Below are 23,098 nucleotides of genomic sequence, written 5' to 3' on the forward strand. Positions count from 1 at the left end.
ATGAATCATAAAACACTCGTTGCCGAAAAATTGGCTACCGTACTTCCTAATCTAGATGCGGACCAAATTTTCAACTTATTAGAGAAACCAAAATCATCTGAAATGGGCGATATCGCCTTCCCTGCATTTTCATTAGCTAAAGTAGAGCGCAAAGCGCCTCAAGCTATCGCAAGCGACATTGTTGAAAAATTAGACACAACTGGCTTTGAAAAAGTCGTGGCTACTGGCCCTTATGTAAACTTTTTCTTAGATAAAGCTGCTATTTCTCAAGATATTTTAAAAGCCGTTATCACAGAAAAAGAAAACTATGGTCAGCAAACATTGGGGCAAGGCCGCAATGTTACAGTCGATATGTCTAGTCCAAATATCGCTAAACCATTCTCAGTAGGACACTTACGTTCGACAGTCATCGGTGACGCCATCGCAAACCTTTATGCAAAAATTGGCTACACACCTATCCGTATCAACCACTTAGGTGACTGGGGTAAACAATTCGGTATGTTGATTGTTGCCTACAAACTCTGGGGAGATAAAGCTGCTGTCGAAGCAAACCCAATCGATGAACTCCTCAAACTTTATGTCCGCATCAATGCAGAAGCTGAAGAAAAACCTGAATTAGACGAAGAAGCACGTAAATGGTTCAAAAAATTGGAAGACGGAGATCCAGAAGCTCATGAATTGTGGCAATGGTTCCGTGACGAAAGTTTGGTCGAATTCAATCGTATCTACGATAAATTAAATGTATCATTCGATCACTACCACGGTGAAGCCTTCTACAATGACAAGATGGATGAAGGTATCGAAATTCTACAAGAAAAAAACTTGCTCAAAGAATCTAAGGGAGCTGAGATTGTTGATTTAGAAGCCTACAATCTCCCACCTGCCCTCATCATGAAATCAGATGGTGCAACACTCTATATCACACGTGACATGGCTACTGCTATGTTCCGTAAACGTACCTTTGACTTTGTGAAGAGCATCTACGTTGTTGGTCAAGAGCAATCTCACCACTTTAAGCAATTGAAAGCCGTTTTGAAGGAAATGGGATTTGCCTGGTCTGATGACATGACACACGTTTCATTTGGTCTTGTCACCAAGAACAAGAAGAAATTGTCTACTCGTAAAGGAAACATCATCCTTTTGGAACCAACCCTTGATGAAGCTGTCACTCGTGCTCTTACTCAGATTGAGGCGAAAAATCCAGACCTCGAAAACAAGGAAGCTGTTGCAAAAGCTGTAGGGATTGGTGCTGTTAAATTCTATGATTTGAAGACAGACCGCGATAATGGATATGACTTCGACCTTGAAGCAATGGTATCCTTTGAAGGAGAGACAGGTCCCTACGTTCAATACGCTTACGCTCGTATCCAATCTATCCTTCGTAAAGCGAACTTTGTAGCAGATGCTGACGCTGCATACTCTCTCAATGACCCAGAAAGTTGGGAGATTATTAAACTTCTCCAAGACTTTACGTCTATCGTTGAGAAAGCAGCTGATAAGTATGACCCATCCGTGGTTGCAAAATATGCTATCAGCCTTGCACAAGCCTTCAACAAGTTCTATGCCCACACTCGCATCTTGGATGAAAGTCCAGAACGCGATAGCCGCCTCGCTCTTGCTTACGCAACAGGAGTTGTCTTAAAAGAAGCGCTTCGCCTTCTTGGTGTTGATGCTCCTGAAAAAATGTAATCATCAAACCGTTACAAAACAAGCAATCCATTAAAAAAACCGGAAAATTCCGGTTTTTTTGCATTTCATAAGCTTACTTACTCTCTGATGTTGGTACTTCAATCATTTCTAAATAGGTTCCGTATGGCTTTCCTGACAAGACCGTTACTTTTTCCCCACTCGGTAGCTGATAATCCGTTTTGCTAATCGTTGTTCGAAGAATTAAAGCATATCTCTTCCCAACTTCCAACTCATAACTAATAGCACTGCCTTTTGTCATCGGATATTTCAAACCATCTACTTCAACGATTTCTCCCTTAAATGTGTACTCAAATCGACCAGCCTCTTCCGATTCAACTGTATAGGTAATTGGATCACTTTTCCCTGTATAGACAGAGGTAGCCAGTTTCTGAGCTCCGTCTAATTGACTACCTAAAAACGTAGCAGATAATTGATAGCGTAGTCGATCTTGAGAATTCTGAAAAATAAGGACTCGGTTTGTTCTCATTTCATAAAGCCTTGTTTGATCTATCGTCTCATAATCACGAACATGCCAAGCAGCTAATCCAGCTAAAACGAAAACAAAACTAATAAGCACCATGATAAGACCTATTTGCGATTTTTTCATAATGAATCTCCTATAAAAAAATACCTGTCAACTGACAGGTAAACAATCAGTCTAATCAAAGCGGACTGATACATTAAATATCCGTAGATGTTGTCTCCATACTTGGTGTTTCTTTCGGTTTACGAAGCATAAAGAAGACCGTCAAACCAAAATAAATGGCAAAGAGAACAATACTGAAAATGTAGCCTCCAAGCGCTCCTGCTTCAGTTGCTTGACGCATCGTTTCATCGGAATACAATTGAGCAACACCTTTTGTTCCAATGAAACTGTAGGTTGCAAGGATTAAGGTCCCAAAAAGATAGCCAATATAGGTATAGGAAGACAATTCATATTTTTTCTGAATCAGGAAGACAATCATCGCCACCATTGCAATCAATAAAAGTACAATCAGAGCCTTATTGATCAGGTTATTTTGAAATTCCATCGTCGCTTGAGATACTTTTGCCAACTCTTCAGAATTTGGAACGCCCAATTTTTCTAACTCTTTTGTTACATCTTGAGCAGAAGATTGATTCAAAGAATTTGTTACCATTCCCCATGTACGAATCAAGGTAGAAATCCCTGATAAGATTGCAAAAACAATTAAATGTGTCCACTTTTTCATCTTATATCCTCCAATTTTTTATCTTATTGTACCTTTTTCTCTTAGGTTTTGTCAATAGATAGAAAAACTATACTTTCCTAATAAAATCAGCCTGAAAAAATGGCAGACTATGAAAAATTAGGGGTGTTTGCAAAATGTAATCCAGACTTTCCGCCGTGATAAAAGTGCCTGAAACTATAACGTTTTAGGCACCCGGAAGTTTTGAGACATTAGGCTCAAAACTTAGGTATGGAATTCCATCGAAAGTCGCTACCGTCCGTTATCACTTAAGGAAAGTCTAAAAAAGACTTTGTCTACACTCTGAAAAAACTGGCTTGCGCCAGTTTTTTCTATTCGTTTTTCATGATTACAATTTCCAAATATCTTCGTTGTACTGAGCAATTGTACGGTCAGAAGAGAAGAATCCAGCCTTGGCAATATTGACAATCACCTTGTCAAGCCAAGCATTACGGTCTTCATAATCTGCCAACATTTGTTCTTTCACACGAATGTAATCTTCCAAATCAAGAAGAGTCATAAACCAATCTTTCACAATCAATTCATTGTGCAGACGTTCAAGGCGTTCTTTATTTCCAAGAGCAAGAACTTGGTCACTGACAATAAAGTCAACCAATGGTTGGATAGTCTCTTTCTCGTAGTAAGAACGAGCTTCATACCCATTTGTCGCATACAAGTCAATGACTGTCTGGCTATCTTCACCAAATACATAGATGTTGTCATCGCCAACCAATTCATGGATTTCCACATTGGCTCCATCTTCTGTTCCCAACGTAAGAGCACCATTAAGCATGAATTTCATGTTACCTGTACCTGACGCTTCTTTTGATGCAAGGGAAATTTGTTCAGAAATATCTGCTGCTGGGATGAGGAAGCTTGCTGCTGTGACATTGTAATTTTCTACCATCACCACTTGCAAGTGTGGAGAGACTTCTGGATCACCAGCGATCAACTCTGACAAGCAAAGAATCAAGTGAATAATATCTTGTGCGATCGTGTAGGCAGGTGCCGCTTTACCGCCAAAGAAAACTGTCAATGGACGAGCAGGGATATTACCTGCCTTGATATCCAAATACTTATGAATGACATAGAGTGCATTCATCTGTTGACGTTTGTATTCGTGCAATCGTTTGATTTGGATGTCAAAAATAGAGTCTGAATTGATTGAAACCCCTTGATGCTCCTTGAGGAAGCGTTGCAATTTACGTTTATTATGTGCCTTAATGGTTTCCAATTCAACTTTAACAGACAGATTCCGTTTGAAATCCAATAATTTTTCCAATTCGGCCGCATCATGGTGGTAGCCATGTCCAAGCAATTCATCTAAATAATGAGACAAGCTTGGGTTACAATGCATGAGCCATCGACGGAAGGTAATTCCGTTTGTTTTGTTATTAAATTTCTCTGGATAAAGGTCGTAGAATGGTTTCAATTCAGATGATTTCAAGATATCTGTATGAAGTGCTGCCACCCCGTTCACTGAATAACCGTAGTGGATATCCATGTGCGCCATGTGTACACGACCAGATTCGTCAATGATATAGGTAGCAGCATCTGCTACTTCTGCTTTCACACGACGATCCAATTCTTCAATAATTGGTACTAAGTGAGGCACCACTTCTTGTAAGAATTCCAAAGGCCATTTTTCTAAGGCTTCTGCTAAGATTGTATGGTTGGTATAAGCAGTCATTGATTTGACAATTGTCACTGCTTCATCAAATTCGATTCCACGTTCTGTCAAGAGACGAATGAGTTCTGGAATCACCATTGATGGGTGGGTGTCATTGATTTGAACAACTGCATAGTCTGCCAAATCATGCAAATTGCTGCCTTTTTCAATAGCTTCATCCATCAATAGCTGAGCAGCGTTCGATACCATGAAATATTGTTGGAAAATACGGAGCAATTCCCCTTGACGGTCTGAATCATCCGGATAGAGGAAAAGCGTCAAGTTTTTCAAGATATCTGTCTTATCAAATGAAATACCATCCCCAATCAAACTACTATCAACAGAATCTAAATCAAAGAGACGAAGGCGATTCTTAGTAGCTGTCTTATACCCTGGCACATCAATATCATACAATGTCGATGTCAAACTAAAGTTCGCAAATGGTACTGTGTAAGAAAGCGGTGATTTTGTTAACCAACTTTCCTCTGTGATCCACTCGTTTGGAACAGTTGATTGTTGGTTGTCTTTTAGGACTTGCTTGAAAAGCCCAAAGTGGTAGTTAAGACCGACACCGTCTCCATTGAGACCAAGCGTTGCAATTGAATCCAAGAAACAAGCTGCTAAACGACCCAAACCACCGTTTCCAAGAGAAGGCTCCATTTCGATACTTTCAATCGCAATCAAATCCTTCCCTGCTGCCGCTAACTGTGTCTTCACTTCATCATATAAACCAAGATTAATCAGGTTATTAGACAATAGTTTCCCAATCAAAAACTCAGCAGAAATATAGTAAACTTTTTTCTTGCCACTGTTTGTTGGTTTCGCCGCACTTGTTTCTTTACTAAGATTCAAGAGTGCATAATACAGTTCTTCATTGCTACATTCAGCAATTGATTTTTGATATTTTTTGGTTACAAATTCTTGTAAATTGATCATTGTTCCTCTTTTCCTTTACTGTCTAAGGATTTACCACCTTTGCACGATGATTGACCCTACGATAAGTTTCCGTCAAATCCAATAAATTGGCTTCAATTTCTGGAGTCAATTGACCCTCTGTCATCCGCCATACCCAGTTTCCACCAACCGTATTTGGCAGATTCATCCGAGCAGAGCCATCTAATTCGAGTAAGTCCTGCATAGTTACAATTGCCATAAAGGCTACAGACGAGAAGAGCATACGAAACATCGCTTGATTGATACTTTCACCCTCTCGACGATTACTGTATTTATCAAGGAAGTCGCGTCCTTCTGGCCCCATTTCTGCTTCATACCAACCTTTAATCGTATGGTTGTCATGAGTACCTGTATAGGCTACAACATTGTTTCGGTGATTGTGTGGAAGCTCAATGCTATCTCCATTTGGATCAAAAGCAAATTGCAAGACCTTCATCCCAGGGAAACCTGTCCGTTCACGTAGTTCAATGACTTTATCCGTGACTGAACCCAAGTCTTCTGCAATGATATTGAGATCCCCTAACTCGGCTTTAATAGCATCAAATAGTTCGAAGCCTGGTGCTTCCACCCGATAGCCATTCACCGCGGTTTCTTCACCAGCTGGAATTTCCCAGAAAGAAGCAAATCCGATAAAGTGGTCAATCCGAACCATATCATAGAGCTTAAAGCTCTCACGTAAACGAGCAATCCACCAAGTAAAACCGTCAGCTTTCATGGCTTCCCAATCATAAATCGGATTCCCCCAAAGCTGTCCAATTTCCGAAAAAGCATCTGGTGGACAACCAGCAACAACACGCGGTTTGCCCTCTTCGTCTGTTTTGAAGAAATGAGGGTTGGCCCACATATCCGCTGAATCTGCAGCGATATAAATTGGCATATCACCGACAAATTCAATTCCGTGCTCATTTGCATAAGCCTTCAGTTGATGCCATTGCATGAAGAAGAAATACTGGGTCACGCGATGATAATCCATCTCTCTAGTAAGACGTGAACGATACGCCTCTAGAACCTCAGGATCACGACGACGAATCCCTTCATCTTCCCATTCTGTCCACGATTGCAAACCAAAAGACTCTTTAATAGCCATATATTCTGCAAACGTATGAATCCAGAAACCATTTTCATTTAGAAAAGCAGCATACTCTTCTGAACATCCACTTTCCTGAAAACGTGCTACTGCCTTTTCTAAAATAGGACGACGTGCTAGAAAAATCTTTTCGTAGTCGACTTCCGCAGGATTAGCTCCAAAGTCAACTCCTTCAAGATCTTCAGACGTAAGCCAACCTTTCTCTATCAATAAATCAAGATCAATAAAATGAGTGTTCCCAGCAAAAGCTGAAAATGATTGATAAGGAGAGTCACCATAACTCGTTGTCCCGAGTGGTAAAATTTGCCAATAGCGTTGCTTGGTGCGGGCTAAGAAATCTACAAAAGCGTATGCTTCTCGACCAAGTGAACCAATCCCAAATCTTCCCGGAAGAGATGAGATGTGCATGAGAACTCCACTTTGACGTTCTTTCATGTTCCTGTACCTCTGTTGAATTATAGTTGTCCAAGAAAACAACTGCGAAAACGTTTGCTTGCAATTATTATATCTTGTTTGTAAAAACAAATCAAGAAAAATTTGTTTTTTTTAGTTTTTTTAAGAAAAATCCGAAAATTATTACTATTCAAGCGATATTTTACAAAATCTTTGTAAAAGTTTTTTAAAATTTTTTAAGATTTTCACTTGCAAACGCATTCATTTTGTGATAAAATGTCTTTGTACAAGAAAACGTTTGCGTCACATTCTTTCGGAAGATTAAATTTACTTAAGAAAGGAGACTCTAGCATAAGCCAGAAAATTTATTATGGAAATTACCGCTATTTATCACCGACCTGAATCCGAATATGCTTATCTCTATACAAAAGATTTAATGCATATTAGAATTCGTACGAAAAAATATGACATGCGACACGTTTCCCTACATTATGGAGATTCTGTTGTTTTTCACGAAGATTCTTATCAAAATCATATTTTGATGAAAAAAGTCGCAAGCGATGAATGGTTTGACTATTGGCAATCCGAAGTCAGTGTTCCCTACGCCCGTATTCAATATCTATTTGAATTAGAATCTACAACTGGAGAAAAAATCTTATACGGTGATAGGGGAGCGATTCCTTTCACCGACGAAAACTACAATTTTTTCATGAACGGTTTTAAATTACCTTACTTTCATGAGGTGGATCGTTGCAAAGTCCCTGAATGGGTTGCTAAAACGGTATGGTATCAAATTTTTCCAGAACGTTTTGCAAACGGGGATGCATCCTTATCTCCCGCAGGAAGTTTACCATGGGATTCTTCCATTGCACCACAGAATTATGATTTCTTTGGTGGAGACTTGAAAGGAGTTCTAGATCATCTTGATTATCTTCAGGATTTAGGAATCACAGGCCTTTACTTTTGTCCAATCTTCGAAGCACCAAGTAATCATAAATACGATACATTGGATTACTTCGAAATAGATAAGCATTTCGGAAGCAAAGAAACCTTCAAACAATTAGTGGATGAAGCCCATAAACGGGGTATGAAAGTCATGCTAGATGCTGTATTCAACCATATTGGTAGCCAATCTACTCAATGGCAAGATGTTATCCAACATGGTGACCAGTCTATCTATAAAGACTGGTTCCATATCCAAAGGTTTCCTGTTAATCTTGAACATTTAGAAAATAATAGAGAATTACCATATCATGCATTTGCCTTTCAAGGACATATGCCTAAATTAAATACAGCGAATCCCGAAGTCAAAGAATATCTCTTAAAGATTGCAACCTATTGGATTGAAAATTTTGACATTGATGCCTGGCGATTAGACGTCGCTAATGAAATTGATCATCAGTTTTGGAGGGACTTTCATAAAGCAGTTACAGCTGCAAAACCTGATTTATATATATTGGGTGAAATTTGGCATTCATCACAACCATGGCTCAACGGCGATGAGTTTCATGCCGTGATGAATTATCCTCTATCAGAAAGTATCAAGGATTATTTTTTACGAAAACGACAATCGTCTCAAAAATTTATCTCAGATATCCAAACTCAGTCTATGTATTATAGACGCCAGGTAGCTGAAGCGATGTTTAACTTACTCGACTCTCACGATACAGAACGTATCTTAACAACAGCAAACGGAAATACTAGCGCTGTCCAATCTGCTTTAACTTTTCTATTCTTACAGGTAGGTACTCCATGTATCTACTACGGAACTGAAGTAGGTCTATTCGGAGGTCATGATCCAGATTGTCGACGCGTCATGCCTTGGAATCATTCTGAATACGACCAAGAGTTATTCCACTTCACTAAGCAAATCATTGCATTGCATCAAGAAAAACAAGAACTTATTCAGTATGGTGATTATTGTATCGAAGTAATAGAAAATGGCATAATCCATCTTTCTTATACTCACGGAGAAGAATGTTTACATGCTTTCTTTAATCAAACTCCGAAACCGCTCTCTCTTCCTCTTGAGGAAAGTATTCTTTTAGGACATCGCTATACGGTTGAATCGCAGCAGGTAACAGTGAATGCTGATGGATTTATTGTAACTAACTCTTCCCTAAATGAAAAGGAGTAATAAATATGTCAAAAAGACTCTCAAAAATAGCTATTAATATTTCTGCCAGTGCAATATTGCTTTCTTCCTTTTTAACACCCTTATCTAATTCGCCCTCTATCATCCATGCTGCAGAAAATTCTTATTCATTAGGACCTGTGACTTCTAAAGATACCATCTACCAAATCATCACAGATCGTTTTTCAGATGGAGACCCTTCCAATAATGTTCCTAGCGGTTTTGATCCGGCTCTATTTGATGGTACAGGTTCTGATCTAAAATTGTACCAAGGCGGAGACTGGCAAGGAATTATTAAGAAAATCCCATATTTAAAAAACATGGGTATTACTGCTGTTTGGATTTCTGCTCCATATGAAAATCGTGATACAGAAATACTAGACCATCAATCAGATGGTAGCATAGACAAGTGGACTAGCTTTCATGGTTACCATGTAAGAAATTACTTTGCTACAAATAAACATTTTGGAACACTCAATGAATTTAAAGAATTAAGGGATGCTCTTCACAAAAATGATATAAAACTTGTTATCGATTTTGTCACAAATCATACAAGTCGGTACCAAAACCCAACAACTGGATTTTCCGCCGAAGACGGTAAACTATACGCTCCTGATAAAATGGAAAATGGTCAATATGCAATTGATGAGAATGGAAACCCTTATGATTTCAATAAAGATGGAATAGTGGAAAATCTTATAGCTGATCCGAATAATGATAAAAACGGTTGGTTCCATCACTATGGTGATCGAGCAGGAGATGATAGTCGCTGGGCTTTTCGGAATAAAGAATTAGGATCACTAGCAGATTTCTCTCAGGAAAATGAATCTGTTGTCAACTTTCTGGAAACAGCAACTAACTATTGGGTAGATTTAGGTATTGATGGCCTTCGACATGATGCTACTTTACATATGAACCCTGCTTTTGTAAAAGGTCTTAAAGATAGTGTAGCTGATAGAACAACTATTTCTCATTTCGGTGAATACTTCATAGGACGACCTGATTCTAAATACAACGACTATGTATATTTCCCTAAACAAACTGGAGTCAATAATTTAGACTTTGAAATGTATCGTTCACTCACCTCTACTTTTGGTGATTTCTCTAAATCAATGCGTGATTTTGGAGAAATGTTACAATATACACAAAATGACTATGAATACGAAAACCAAGCTGTTACATTCATCGATAATCACGATGTAACAAGGTTTGGACATATACAACATAACGAAAAAGTTTACAATGCAGGACTTGCTGCTCTTTTGACAAGCCGAGGTATACCTAATATTTATTACGGTACCGAACAATATGTACGACCTGGAGACTCAAGTGATGTAGCTGGTCGAGTCTTCATGGACAAAAATAGCTCATTTAATACCGATACAACTGCTTATAAACTTATTAAAGCAATGTCTGATATTCGTAAAGAGAGCGATGCGATTGCTTATGGTGAAACAAACATTATGTATAGCGATGATGATGTTATTGTTTTTGAAAGAAAATTTTATGACGATGTCGCTTTAATTGCTATCAATCGGCAGCCAGATAAAACCTCTACTATCCCTACTGTACATACAAACTTACCAAACGGACAGCATTTAGACTCATTAAAAGGACTTCTAAATGGCTCTGATGTTTCCGTAAATAATGGAACCATTTCCAATTTACAATTATCCGGTGGGGAGGTGAATGTATGGATTTCTAAGGATTCTGAAGTTTCTACACCTGAAATTGGGGATATTATTTCAACTATGGGTAGAGCAGGAAATACAGTTTATATACATGGTAAAGGATTTGAAAATGCCACAAGTGTCAAATTTGGAGATATTGAAACTCAAATATTGGCTAATGATGGAGGAAAAATCACTGTAAAAGTTCCCGAGGGTGCAAAACCAGGATATAATAAAGTTACTGTCTCGACCCCAACAGGTATTAGTAATGAAATTGATTACAACGTTCTATCAGGTGATCAAACTCAAATAATTTTCCACGTAAAAGCCGAAACTCGGCCTGGTGAAAATATTTATGTTGTTGGAAATATTCCTGAATTAGGTGACTGGGATGTTAACAAATCTTCTGAAGCTTTCCTAAATCCACAACATCCAGAATGGTATCTTCCTGTTAGTGTCCCTGCTAATAAGGAAATTAAGTTTAAATTCATCAAAAAAGATTCTACAGGGCAGGTTCTCTGGGAAGAAAACATATCTGAACGTACTATAAAATCATCCACTAAAACTTCTGGTGTTGTAGATACCCCGATTTATCAATGGAATCAATAACTCGTTATTTCATAATTAACAAAAAAATTAGGAGGATTATTATTATGAAATTTAATATTAAGAAAGCTGCTTTCTCAACTTTAATTGCAGCATCTGTACTTTCTTTAGCTGCATGTAGCGGTGGTAAAGACTCAAAATCTTCAGAATCATCTGGCTCTGACAAGTTAACAGTCGGAGTAGATAAACTGTATGTTGACTATATCGAAGGTATCAAAGCCGATTTTGAAAAAGAAAATGGTGTCAAAGTAGAAGTTAAGGAAGTTGACCAAAGTGATGTGTTGACGAACTTACCAATTGATGGTCCAACAGGAGCTTCTCCAGACGTAATGATGGCTCCTTACGACCGTGTAGGTGGTCTCGGATCAGAAGGACACATCGCAGAAGTTAAACTTGGAAACAAAGAACAATTTGACGATACTGTAAAAAAACTCGTTCAATTGGATGGGGTTACATATGGCGAGCCATCTGTTATCGAAACACTTGTTCTCTATTACAATAAGGACTTTGTTCCAGAAACACCAAAAAACTTTGCAGATCTTGAAAAATTACAATCCAACGAAGCATTCAAATTTGCATCAGAAGAAGGAAAAGCTACTGGTTTCTTAGCTAACTGGACTAACTTCTACTATTCATACGGTTTAACAGCTGGTTATGGTGGTTATGCATTTGGTAAAAATGGTACTGACGCAAGTGATGTTGGTATTGCATCTGGTGACGCTTTGAAAGCATTAGATTACGCTAAATCTTGGTATGCTCAGTGGCCTCAAGGTATGCAAGATATGACAAAAGCTGGTAGTTTCGCATCAGATCAATTTATTGAAGGAAAAGTTGGTGCCTTGATTGATGGCCCTTGGGTTGCTGCATCATTTAAAGATGCGGGAGTAAATTATGGAGCCGCTAAAATTCCTACACTTCCAAATGGTAAAGAATATAGCCCATTTGCTGGTGGTAAAGCATGGGTAATCTCAAATTACTCTAAAAACCAAAAAGTCGCTCAAAAATTCCTTGACTATGTTACAAACGAAGAAAATCAAAAAGCTTTCTACGATCAAACTCAAGAAATTCCTGCTAATACTGTAGCACGTGAGCATGCAGCTGAAAAAGGTAATGAACTCACTAAAGCCGTTATTGAACAATTTGAAAACTCTCAACCAATGCCAAATATCCCTCAAATGGCTGAAGTTTGGGAACCATCTGCAACTATGTACTTTGATGTTGTATCAGGTGGCAAGTCCGCTGAACAAGCTTCAAAGGATGCTCTAAAGACAATCAAAGATGCAATTGAACAAAAATATGGCGAATAATCTATTGTAGTGATTAACTGGGCATTATCTACTTAATGTCCAGTTTTTACTACCCATACTTCATAGAAAGAAGGAGAATATGTTAGATAAAGGGAAAAAGCAACATGAAAAATTAGCCATGCTCCTCTCCCTAATTCCTGGGTTGGGGCAGATATACAATCAACAGATAGTAAAAGGAATCTGTTTCCTACTAATTTTTATGGTAGAAATGATTGAGATTGTCGTCTTCGGAGTTTCAGCAATTACAGGTTTATTTACTTTAGGAACTACTCCTGTAGAAGACCACTCTCTCTTTATGTTAATTGAAGGTGCTATACAAATTATTGCCTTTCTACTCATCATCGCTTTTCATATTATAGCAATGATTGATGCAAGAAAGACTGCTCGTTTAATCAATCAAGGTGAACATGTCCCAAGGACACTAAAAGAAGTAGTTTCTGGAATTTACGATAAAGGCTTTGCCTATCTCCTCATCATTCCGGCCTATCTCTCAATGATATTTGCAATTGTCTTCCCGGTCATTGTCACACTCTTAATTGCTTTTACCAACTATGACTTTAGACATATTCCACCACATCGCTTACTTGACTGGGTTGGATTTAAAAACTTCTTAAATATTGTTCAGTTAAGTACCTTTAAAAGTGCATTTCTGTCTGTACTTTCGTGGACAGTTATATGGACATTGATATCTTCTAGCTTACAAATTGTCATTGGAGTTTTAGTAGCTATTATTTCTAACCAACCTGGTATCAAATTTAAACGTGTATTTGGAGTTATCTTCTTGCTTCCGTGGGCCATCCCAGGATTTGTTTCTATCATGAGCTTCAGTAATTTCTTTAATGATTCTATTGGAGCAATGAATCTACAAGTCATTCCATTTATTGAAAGTATTTTCCCGTTCCTAGATTTTGGATTGATTCCTTGGAAAACAGACCCTACATGGACAAAAGTCGCTGTTATCATGATTCAAGGCTGGCTAGGATTCCCGTATATCTACATATTAGTATCAGGTATCCTACAATCTATCCCTCAAGATTTGTACGAAGCCGCAACTGTTGATGGTGCGACTGCTTTACAAAAGTTTTGGAAGATTACTCTTCCAATGATTCTAGCTGTTGCAGCGCCAACATTTATTTCTCAATATACCTTCAACTTCAATAATTTTTCTATCATTTACCTCTTTAATAACGGTGGACCTGGTAGCGTTGGAGGAGGAGCTGGTTCTACAGATATCTTGATTTCTTGGATTTACAAATTAACAACACAAAACGCACCACAATTCTCAATTGCAGCAGCCGTAACGCTTGTTATTTCCGTGATTGTTATTTCTGTATCACTACTATCTTTCAAGAAATTTAATGCATTCAATATGGAGGATAATTAAATGAGTCATATAAAATTAAAAAGTAGTATGAGACAAAAGCGCTTGCTATCCTCATTTTTGACTTATGCATTTCTCATACTTGTTTCTATTATTATCTTATTTCCTGTCTTAGTAACAACTAGTTCTGCCTTCAAAGCTGGGAATAACATTGCATTTACATTGAATCTCAGTAGCAAGTGGACATTCGATAATTTTCGGTATTTATTTACTGAAACTTTATATGGCCGTTGGTATTTAAATACATTAATCGTCGCGACAATTACTATGCTCATTCAAGTGACGGTCATTACATTAACAGGATATGCATATAGCCGTTACAACTTTATTGGAAAGAAAAAAAGTTTAATTTTCTTTCTGATTGTTCAGATGGTTCCAACGACAGCATCTTTGACAGCATTCTTCGTTATGGCATGGCTTTTCAATGCTCTCAACCATTATTGGTTCCTTATTCTCATTTATGTCGGAGGAGGAATCCCAATGAATGCTTGGCTCATGAAAGGTTACTTTGATACCGTTCCTTATGATTTAGATGAATCTGCTAAGCTAGATGGTGCTGGACATTTACGGATATTTGGACAAATCGTCCTTCCTCTTGTTCGTCCTATGATTGCTGTACAGGCTCTTTGGGCATTTATGGGCCCATTTGGTGACTTCATGTTAGCAAAATTCCTTCTTCGTTCACCAGAATATTATACAGTAGCTGTTGGACTTCAAACCTTTATATCAGATGCGAAAAATCCTAAAGTCACTCTTTTTGCTGCTGGTGCCATTTTGATCGCTGTCCCAATCTCTATTCTCTTCTTCTTCTTACAAAAGAATTTTGTCTCTGGCTTAACAAATGGAGGAACCAAAGGGTAAATAAAATTCATTATTCCTCTTCATTTTTTAATATAGTAGAAAGGGTGGTCCAAGGAAACTTGCCACTTCTTTCATTTCAGTAGAAACTAGAGAGATTTCAAGCAACTTCAACCATTTTGTGGTATAGTGTTTGAGAGGATATTCACTTATCAACTAGAAAGGAGATTACATGTTGCCCTATCCTATTTCTTACTTCTCAAATATAATCATAGCAAGGCGAATCTTTTCGGGACGAACTCATCTACGTTTTTGGCAAAAATTATTGACTACAATTTTCTTAATCAGTCTATTATTGATTCCAAATGCTATTCATATTTCCCAATTGAAAACCTATCCATTAGAAACAATTGTTGATGGAATCTATACTCCATTTTCAAATACAGTAATGGAAAATCTAAAGACCGTGCAACTAGATAATCACACACTTTCTCAATCTGGAAAAAACAGTTCCCATGTTTACTTTGGAAATAAATCCAAACCTACTCGTGGCATTTCGTATCAATTTGGAGCGGATAAGGTAACAATTCGAAAGGATGAAACTGAATTAGCAAAACTGTCCTATCAAATTCTTTCAACAGAGGACTTTCAATCCAAAAATAAGTTGACATCAGCTATTTCTCAAACTTGGTTTTTGGAAAATAGAGTGTCAGCAAGCTTTTTATTACTAGGAATATCAGCCGTCCTTATTACCTTTAATACATTACTATTAATTATAGGTGTCAGTGCCATTCTCTATCTGGTTTCACGTACTAAATTCTTTGATTTCAAAAATTTTGGTGAATCTTACACCTTTACTCTTAATTGCTTAGGAATTCCTAGCCTATTAGCTTGCCTAAGTGGACTATTTTCCCCTTCATCACTTTCTGTCATCATGGTACAAAATGTATTGTTTGTTTTATTACTAACTTGGGTATTCTATAAGACCCACTTCCAAGAAGAAAGGTAAGGAAATTTCTATGCGCACTACTATCAAAGATGTTGCCAGATTAGCTGGTGTTTCCCCTTCAACTGTGACTCGTGTCGTACAAAATAGTCCTTCCATCAGCCAGAAGACAAAGGATGTGGTGCGTCAAGCAATGAAGGATTTAAATTATCACCCCAACCTCAATGCTAGAAGTCTCGTATCTAGTCAGACACACGTCATCGGACTTGTCTTACCAACAGATTCAGATGTCTTTTATCAAAATCCTTTCTTTCCTCAGGCTTTGCGTGGTATTTCTCATGCAGCAGCGGACCATAACTATGCGATTCAAATTAGTACTGGAAAAGATGATCAGCAGAGATTGGAAGCTATTTCTCAGATGGTTTACGGGAAGCGGGTAGATGGTCTTATTTTCCTATACTCTATGCCCGATGATCCATTGGTCAATTTAGCAATTGAGAACAACTTCCCTTTCTTGATTCTTGGAAAGGCGACTTCACCATTTATTTCTCTTGTGGATAATGACAATGTCAGAGCTAGTTATGAAGCCACCACCTATTTGATTGACAAAGGGTATAAGAATATTGGGTTTGTTGCAGGAAATAAGGAACTGATTGTTTCTCAAGACCGCTATGAGGGATACAAACAGGCCCTGAAGGCCCATCACCTGCCTCTAGATGAAAGTAGAGTGAAATTTACTTCCGGTTTCCTTTTAGAAGAAAGCAGCTATAAGATGACAAAGCGCTTCACCAAACAAGAATTAGATGCTATTGTCACTACTGATACAATGGTTGCTGAAGGGGCCCTTAGCTACTTACAAGAAACACACCAAAAACTCCCTATCATTTCATTTGATTCTGTTAAACCTAAAATTAACATTGATGCCTATGTCAATATCAATGCGATTCAGCTTGGAGAGGCTTCTTTTGACACCCTCTTACAAATCATTAGCGATCACAAGGAAGGAAAGCAAATTTGCTACCGTCATGTGATTCCACATTCTATTATTGAACTTTAAGAAAGGAGCCCTCTGTCCCATGGCCCTACGACAATTCCAGCCTTATCTTGATGATGTGGCCACCATTCGATTGGTAATGGAAAAACGCTTCGACACTAATCAGATGTCCTTTACTATTGAGTCCGAACAAGAAACATTCGAACTCTTTATCCAACGTCGAATTGAAGAGGAGGTACTGGTTACCTACCTGTTGACCAGTTTCCATCATTTCAATTTAGATACAACTTATACCGTTTATGACCAAGACCGCAACCATTCCGAACTGGCTTACGGTGCCATTGTACGTGGTGAAGTATTTGAAAAAGCCTTCACCTATGATGGAAATGATTTAGGAGCCAATTACCAGCCAAATCAGACCACCTTTAAATTATGGGCTCCCATTTCAAAACAAGTCTTGCTTCTCTTAGATGGGATAACCTACCCTCTCTCAAAATTCGAAAAGGGAGTTTGGTCAGCCACTATTTCAGGAGATTGGGATGGGCATTCTTACTACTATCTTCACCGAGTCAACGGAGAATGGGTCGAAGTGCACGACCCTTATGCCTTATCGTCTTTACCAAATTCAGGAGCAAGTGTGGTCATCAATCCAGAGAAGCTAGCCACACCAACACGTGCAACGACACAAATTCCTCTATCACAAGCCATTCTTTATGAGATGAGTGTTCGGGATTTTTCCCAACAGCAAGAAGCAGGCTTTAAACACAGAGGACAATTTAGCGGATTAACAGAATCTCCTCAACTAGATGGCTATTCTCTGGGGATGGATTATGTGAAGTCACTGGGAGTCACCCACATCCAGCTGATGCCTCTCTATGACTTTGGAAGTGTCGATGAACTTCACCCCGAAATTGTGTATAACTGGGGATACGACCCTGTGCAGTACAATGTTCCTGAAGGCTCTTTTTCTTCCAATCCAAACGATCCCTACGCCCGTATTGTAGAGTTACAGGCAGCTATTCAGGCCTACCATGATGCGGATCTTGGTGTGATTATGGATGTGGTCTACAACCATGTCTATCATGCAGAGACTTACGCCTTTGAAAGAATTGTACCAGGCTACTTCTATCGTTACGATCAGCAAGATCGTCGAACTGATGGGACTTTCTGTGGGAATGATGTGGCTAGCGAACGGAGCATGGTACGCAACTACATCAAACACTCCCTTAAGCAATGGGTCACTCTCTATGGTTTTGATGGTTTCCGCTTTGACTTAATGGGAATCTTAGATCGTCAAACCATGCAAGAAATTGCAAGTGAACTCCAAGAACTCCATCCGAACATTTATCTGTATGGAGAGGGCTGGCGAATGGGGACCGGTCTACCTTATGAAGAACTAGCTCATCAGTACAATGCATCCCAATTGCCTACCCTTGCCTTCTTCAACGATCACTATCGCGATACACTGAAGAAAATTTTACTTTATCCATCAGACTTGCATGAATACCATATTCGCGAAACAATCCAAAATGTATTAGCTGCTAGCCGATATAGTCATTTTATTAGCCCGCAACAATCACTTAATTATCTTGAATGCCATGATAATGCGACCTTATTTGACTACGTCCATATTCAGCAACCGCATTTGAGTCGGCATGCGCAAAAACGAGCAGCTAGTTTCGGGTTACAACTGGTATTGATTTCTCAAGGATTAACCTTTATCCACAGCGGTCAAGAATTTTTCCGTACTAAAGGGGAATTAGAAAACACCTATAATAGCCCAGATGCCATCAATCAAGTTGATTGGACGCGGGCTGTCCACTATCAAGAACACATTCAATTTATCCAAGAACTGATTGCCTTTCGCAAAGCCCATCCTAGCTTATCATTAACAAGCTATGAAGAGATTCAAAAAAATTGTGACTTTTACTGGTTAACTGATTTTGTTCTAAGATACCAAGTATCTTCAGAAACGGAAACCATCCAGTTTATTATCAACTTTTCAACAAGAGATTTCCTTTATACAAAAGAAGAAGAGCAAGTGATTCAGTTTACTTATCCACCGGTTGTGGATAACTCTCAAAAACAAATTCTGATTGCAGGTCAAAGTATCTGTACACTTATCCACAAAAAAACTTCCAAAAAATAATTGGAAGTTTTTCTTTTTATTCAGACAAATTTGTCATTACAGCAATCACTTTACGTCCCACACGTTCAACATCATTGTTTAGGCCACGTAACTCAAAATTATCTAAAACTGGAAAACCAAATCGTTGGCTGTATTGCTTAGCTGTCAAACAGTATTGATGGTTGAAATTTCGGTTTCCCGAACCCACAATACCTAAACAGCGAGAGACATTATCTGCATGGGCAATAAAATCCCCCAATGGATTGGTTAAAATTTCAACATCGCCAGAATCCACACCGTTACCACCTTCTAAATAGGTTGGTAAAAAGGCAACAAATGGCGCATCCAAAGCGTAAAACTCAACGCCCTCTTTCACCAAGTCTTTGACATGGACTTCTTCTATGTCCCAATCTGTCTGAAATTGTAAAAAGGTCTTTAAGCGACGGACAAAACTTTGCGTATTGCCACTCAAACTAATATAGACCAAATAAATTTTTCTCATGCATTCCTCCTAACGTATCCGCTTGCGGTACTTACTCCGGGCTGCGATAAATTCTGGGCTCTGCACCTCATCAATATTAAAAATAGATATAAAGGCTGATTCATCCAGCTGATGAATTAAGACCTTCGCCTCTCGCACATCCTGTGGACTTAAAGCAACATAAAGAACTTTCTTTTCCTTCCCAGAATAGGCGCCTTCACCTCGTAAATAGGTCACTCCTCGGCCGAGTTTTTCTATAATTTCCCGTGAAATGCTGTCTGCTTGGTCTGAAATCACCATCATTCCACGAACGGAGTAACCACCATTTTGCACTAATTTAACAACTTGACTATACATAAAACTGGCAATCAATGCATACATCATCTTCGGAAGTGAAATATAAGTGAGGGACAACACCATGACAAAAATATCAAAGGCTAGTAAGGCTTGGTTGAGCTGAATACCTAGTTTGTCTTCTATCACGCGAGCAACAATATCGGATCCTCCAATAGTCCCTCCATATCGAAAAACAATCCCTCCGCCCAATCCTCCAATAATGCCCGAGATTAAGGAGATTACCAAGTAATCCTGCCCCAAATCAACCGAAAAAGGAATCTTCTGAAAGAACCAGACAAAAAAGTAAAGGGAAGCAATACCTTCAACCGTATACACCATGGCCTTCCTGCCAAAGAGATAGGCCCCCAATAAAACCAATGGAAAATTAATGAAATAACCAGAGTAAGTCGGATTCACTCCGAAAAGATTGTGGAAAATCAGTGTCAAGCCAGCAATTCCACTACCTGCCACTTTATTTGCCATGTAAAAATACACAAAACCAAAGGCATAAATAGCCGCGCCTAAAGCAATCATGATAAAATTTTTCGCACGAAAATTGTATTCCACAGTCGCTATCCCCCTTTATTCCACATCATTAAATCGTCCCATGACATGAACATTCTCTGCAACAGACACAAAAGCTTTTGAATCTGCCTTCTGCATAAAATATTTAAAATCACTGTATTCTTCACAAGTGATAATGGTAATTAGGACAAATTTTTTCTCATGATTATAGGTACCTTCCGCATCATTGATACAAGTTACACCACGATGCAATTTTTTATGAATCATTTGAATAACCTTCTCTGGTTGACTCGTTACAATCATGGCTTGCATCTTTTTCTGTTTCGTAAAGAGAGCATCCGTTACACGGCTAGACACAAAGATGGTAATCATAGAATAGAGAGCGTATTGCCAGCCAAATAAGAGTCCAGCAAATATCATAATCACGCCGTTCACCATAAGAGAGATACTACCAACATTGCGCCCTGTCATCTTACGAATGGTCAAGCTGACAATGTCAGTCCCTCCACTTGAAATCCGTGATTTGAGGCTATATCCAACTCCTGTCCCCATCACTAATCCACCAAAAATCGCATTGATTAAGGGATCGGGCGTCAAGGTTACTTGAGGTATAATCTGAATGAAAAGAGAGCTCAAGGTAACCGTAATAAAGGTAAAGACGGTAAACTTATGTCCAATCTTATACCAAGCGAGTATGAGTAAGGGGATGTTAATAGCATAAAAAGCAACCGCTACAGGAACCGTATAGCCAAGGTACCGCATACTGACAGCAGACAAAACTTGTGCCAATCCTGTAACACCGCTAGAGTACACATGCCCTGGTTGAAAGAAGAAATTGACCGCAATAGCGGACATCAATCCATAAAAGAGAGAGGCTGAAATCTTCTCTGCATATTTTTCTCTTGAAATACTTTGAAGGGTGTGGAAGAGGCCAAATTTCTTGGCCAAACGACCGATAATGAATTTAACTCTTTTTTTGAAAGTTGTTTTCTTAACCATTGTCTTTGATTGATAATGCCAATTCCTCTAATTGTTTGTCAGCTACTACGCTTGGTGCTTGGGTCATTGGATCGGTTGCCTTGTTATTTTTAGGGAAGGCAATCACTTCACGGATGTTGTCTTTACCTGCTAAAAGCATGACAAAGCGATCCAATCCGATTGCCAAGCCACCATGTGGTGGGAAACCGTAGTCCATAGCTTCTAGTAAGAAACCAAACTGTTCATAGGCATCTTCTTGCGAGAAGCCAAGTGCTGTTAACATCCGTTCTTGCAGTTCTTTTTGGTTGATACGAAGACTACCACCGCCAAGCTCATATCCATTGAGGACGATGTCGTAGGCTACTGCACGTACCTTGGCCAAATCGCCTTCTAATTCATGAGCAGATTCAGCTGTTGGCAAGGTAAAGGGATGGTGGGCAGACATGTAACGGCCTTCTTCTTCAGACCATTCGAACATTGGCCAATCCACAACCCACAAGAAATTAAACTTCGCATTGTCAATCATGTCAAGTTCTTTGGCGATGCGACCACGAAGTGCACCGAGTGTATTGTTAGCCACTTCAAGAGTGTCTGCTACAAAGAGCACCAAGTCATTGTCTTCCAACTGTAAAGCTGTTGTCAACTCTGCTTCAATCTCTGTCAAGAACTTAGCTACTGGACCTGCAAGTGATCCATCCGTCATTTTGACCCAAGCAAGACCTTTTGCACCAAATTGCTTGGCAAACTCTGTCAATTTATCAATATCTTTACGAGAATACTTGTCCGCATTGCCTTTGACAACAATGGCTTTAACAGCAGGAGCTTCTGAGAACACCTTAAACTCCACATTCTTCACAAGCTCTGTCACGTCTTGCAAGAGCATCTCAAAGCGTGTATCTGGCTTGTCAGAACCATAGAGGTTCATCGCATCATCGTAAGCCATCCGTGGGAATGGTAGGGTTACATCGACCCCTTTCGTATCCTTCATCACTTTGGCAATCATACCTTCCACAATGTCTTGAATTTCCTGTTCAGACAAGAATGAAGTTTCCAAATCAACTTGAGTAAATTCTGGCTGACGGTCGCCACGCAAATCTTCATCACGGAAGCATTTTACGATTTGATAATAGCGATCAAAACCAGCATTCATCAAAAGTTGTTTGGTAATCTGTGGACTTTGTGGCAAGGCATAGAAATGTCCTTGGTTCACACGGCTCGGTACCAAGTAATCACGCGCACCTTCTGGCGTTGATTTGGTCAACATCGGTGTTTCCACATCAATAAATTCTAAGCCATCAAGATAGTTGCGAATTGAGTGTGTGACTTTAGCACGTAATTTAAAGTTTTCCAACATTTCTGGACGACGAAGATCCAAATAACGATAGCGCAAACGCGTATCATCTGCTACTTCTACACCATCTTTGATTTCAAATGGTGTTGTTTTAGCAGTATTCAATACTGTTAATTGTTTCACTTTTAGCTCGACCGCCCCTGTTGGAAGCTTCTCATTGGCTTGTTCACGTGCCTCAACAGTTCCTGTTACTTCGATAACATATTCACTGCGAAGACCTTCAGCAATCGCCATTACCGCTGCATCTACTTCTTCAGGATTGATGACTAACTGCATAATCCCTTCGCGATCACGCAAATCAATAAAAATTAAACCACCAAGGTCACGGCGACGACCTACCCATCCTTTCAAAGTAATGGTTTGGCCGATATGCTCATTACGGACACGGCCTGCATACATCGTACGTTCTGTCATGATTTTTCTCCATCTAAATATTCATTCCCTACTATTATAGCAGAAAGCA

The 23,098-nt window shown here is 39.0% G+C and carries 17 protein-coding genes; 9 read left to right on the forward strand and 8 right to left on the reverse strand.

Features of this window, described 5'->3' with window-relative positions; translation table 11 throughout:
- Positions 1-1,689 carry an arginine--tRNA ligase gene (gene argS, locus A3I9_RS0102755; protein WP_018377562.1) on the forward strand — a complete coding sequence of 563 codons (1,689 nt, stop codon included), beginning with the start codon at positions 1-3 and terminating at the stop codon, positions 1,687-1,689.
- A gap of 73 nt (positions 1,690-1,762) precedes the next feature.
- Here argS and A3I9_RS0102760 read toward each other — a convergent pair whose 3' ends face one another.
- The 4 genes from A3I9_RS0102760 to malQ all read right to left on the reverse strand — a co-directional run bounded on the left by A3I9_RS0102760 (position 1,763) and on the right by malQ (position 7,084).
- Positions 1,763-2,296 carry a hypothetical protein gene (locus A3I9_RS0102760; protein WP_018377563.1) on the reverse strand — a complete coding sequence of 178 codons (534 nt, stop codon included), beginning with the start codon at positions 2,294-2,296 and terminating at the stop codon, positions 1,763-1,765.
- 73 nt (positions 2,297-2,369) lie between these two features.
- Positions 2,370-2,900: an ABC transporter permease gene (locus tag A3I9_RS0102765; protein ID WP_018377564.1), complete on the reverse strand. Its 531-nt coding sequence runs from the start codon at positions 2,898-2,900 to the stop codon at positions 2,370-2,372.
- Between the two features lie 346 nt (positions 2,901-3,246).
- Positions 3,247-5,502 carry a glycogen/starch/alpha-glucan phosphorylase gene (locus tag A3I9_RS0102770; RefSeq protein WP_018377565.1) on the reverse strand — a complete coding sequence of 752 codons (2,256 nt, stop codon included), beginning with the start codon at positions 5,500-5,502 and terminating at the stop codon, positions 3,247-3,249.
- Between the two features lie 22 nt (positions 5,503-5,524).
- Positions 5,525-7,084, reverse strand: a complete 1,560-nt coding sequence (malQ, locus tag A3I9_RS0102775; RefSeq protein ID WP_281158480.1) for a 4-alpha-glucanotransferase — start codon at positions 7,082-7,084, stop codon at positions 5,525-5,527.
- A gap of 286 nt (positions 7,085-7,370) precedes the next feature.
- Here malQ and A3I9_RS0102780 point away from each other — a divergent pair, with 286 nt between their 5' ends.
- The 8 genes from A3I9_RS0102780 (at position 7,371) to pulA (ending at position 18,985) form a co-directional block, all read left to right on the forward strand.
- Positions 7,371-9,137 (forward strand): glycoside hydrolase family 13 protein, encoded by a 1,767-nt coding sequence (locus A3I9_RS0102780; protein ID WP_018377567.1) that lies wholly within the window; start codon positions 7,371-7,373, stop codon positions 9,135-9,137.
- 5 nt (positions 9,138-9,142) lie between these two features.
- Positions 9,143-11,413, forward strand: a complete 2,271-nt coding sequence (locus A3I9_RS0102785; protein ID WP_018377568.1) for an alpha-amylase family glycosyl hydrolase — start codon at positions 9,143-9,145, stop codon at positions 11,411-11,413.
- A 44-nt stretch (positions 11,414-11,457) separates the two neighbouring features.
- Complete coding sequence (locus A3I9_RS0102790) at positions 11,458-12,717, forward strand: extracellular solute-binding protein (protein ID WP_018377569.1); 1,260 nt, start codon at positions 11,458-11,460, stop codon at positions 12,715-12,717.
- Between the two features lie 79 nt (positions 12,718-12,796).
- The gene (locus tag A3I9_RS0102795) at positions 12,797-14,101 is read left to right on the forward strand and encodes a carbohydrate ABC transporter permease (RefSeq protein ID WP_018377570.1); all 1,305 of its coding nucleotides are present in this window, start codon (positions 12,797-12,799) and stop codon (positions 14,099-14,101) included.
- A 27-nt stretch (positions 14,102-14,128) separates the two neighbouring features.
- A complete protein-coding gene (locus A3I9_RS0102800) occupies positions 14,129-14,959 on the forward strand; it encodes a sugar ABC transporter permease (RefSeq protein WP_425423176.1) in 831 nt (276 codons plus the stop codon).
- 169 nt (positions 14,960-15,128) lie between these two features.
- Positions 15,129-15,905: a hypothetical protein gene (locus A3I9_RS0102805; protein WP_018377572.1), complete on the forward strand. Its 777-nt coding sequence runs from the start codon at positions 15,129-15,131 to the stop codon at positions 15,903-15,905.
- 10 nt (positions 15,906-15,915) lie between these two features.
- Positions 15,916-16,899 carry a LacI family DNA-binding transcriptional regulator gene (locus A3I9_RS0102810; RefSeq protein ID WP_018377573.1) on the forward strand — a complete coding sequence of 328 codons (984 nt, stop codon included), beginning with the start codon at positions 15,916-15,918 and terminating at the stop codon, positions 16,897-16,899.
- Positions 16,900-16,918: 19 nt separating this feature from the next.
- On the forward strand, positions 16,919-18,985 hold the full coding sequence (gene pulA, locus A3I9_RS0102815) for a type I pullulanase (protein WP_018377574.1): 2,067 nt from the start codon (positions 16,919-16,921) through the stop codon (positions 18,983-18,985).
- Positions 18,986-19,001: 16 nt separating this feature from the next.
- Here the strand turns inward: pulA and nrdI are convergent, their stop codons facing one another.
- The 4 genes from nrdI to aspS are packed head-to-tail and all read right to left on the reverse strand — an operon-like array spanning position 19,002 to position 23,049.
- Positions 19,002-19,466 (reverse strand): class Ib ribonucleoside-diphosphate reductase assembly flavoprotein NrdI, encoded by a 465-nt coding sequence (gene nrdI / locus A3I9_RS0102820; protein ID WP_018377575.1) that lies wholly within the window; start codon positions 19,464-19,466, stop codon positions 19,002-19,004.
- Between the two features lie 9 nt (positions 19,467-19,475).
- Positions 19,476-20,315, reverse strand: a complete 840-nt coding sequence (locus A3I9_RS0102825) for a YitT family protein (protein ID WP_042361596.1) — start codon at positions 20,313-20,315, stop codon at positions 19,476-19,478.
- A gap of 48 nt (positions 20,316-20,363) precedes the next feature.
- Positions 20,364-21,305: a YitT family protein gene (locus A3I9_RS0102830; protein WP_018377577.1), complete on the reverse strand. Its 942-nt coding sequence runs from the start codon at positions 21,303-21,305 to the stop codon at positions 20,364-20,366.
- Positions 21,298-23,049, reverse strand: a complete 1,752-nt coding sequence (aspS, locus tag A3I9_RS0102835) for an aspartate--tRNA ligase (protein WP_018377578.1) — start codon at positions 23,047-23,049, stop codon at positions 21,298-21,300. Before aspS ends, A3I9_RS0102830 begins: the two co-directional genes overlap by 8 nt.
- Positions 23,050-23,098 lie beyond the last annotated feature (49 nt).

The sequence above is a fragment of the Streptococcus ovis DSM 16829 genome, assembly GCF_000380125.1.
Taxonomy (GTDB): domain Bacteria; phylum Bacillota; class Bacilli; order Lactobacillales; family Streptococcaceae; genus Streptococcus; species Streptococcus ovis.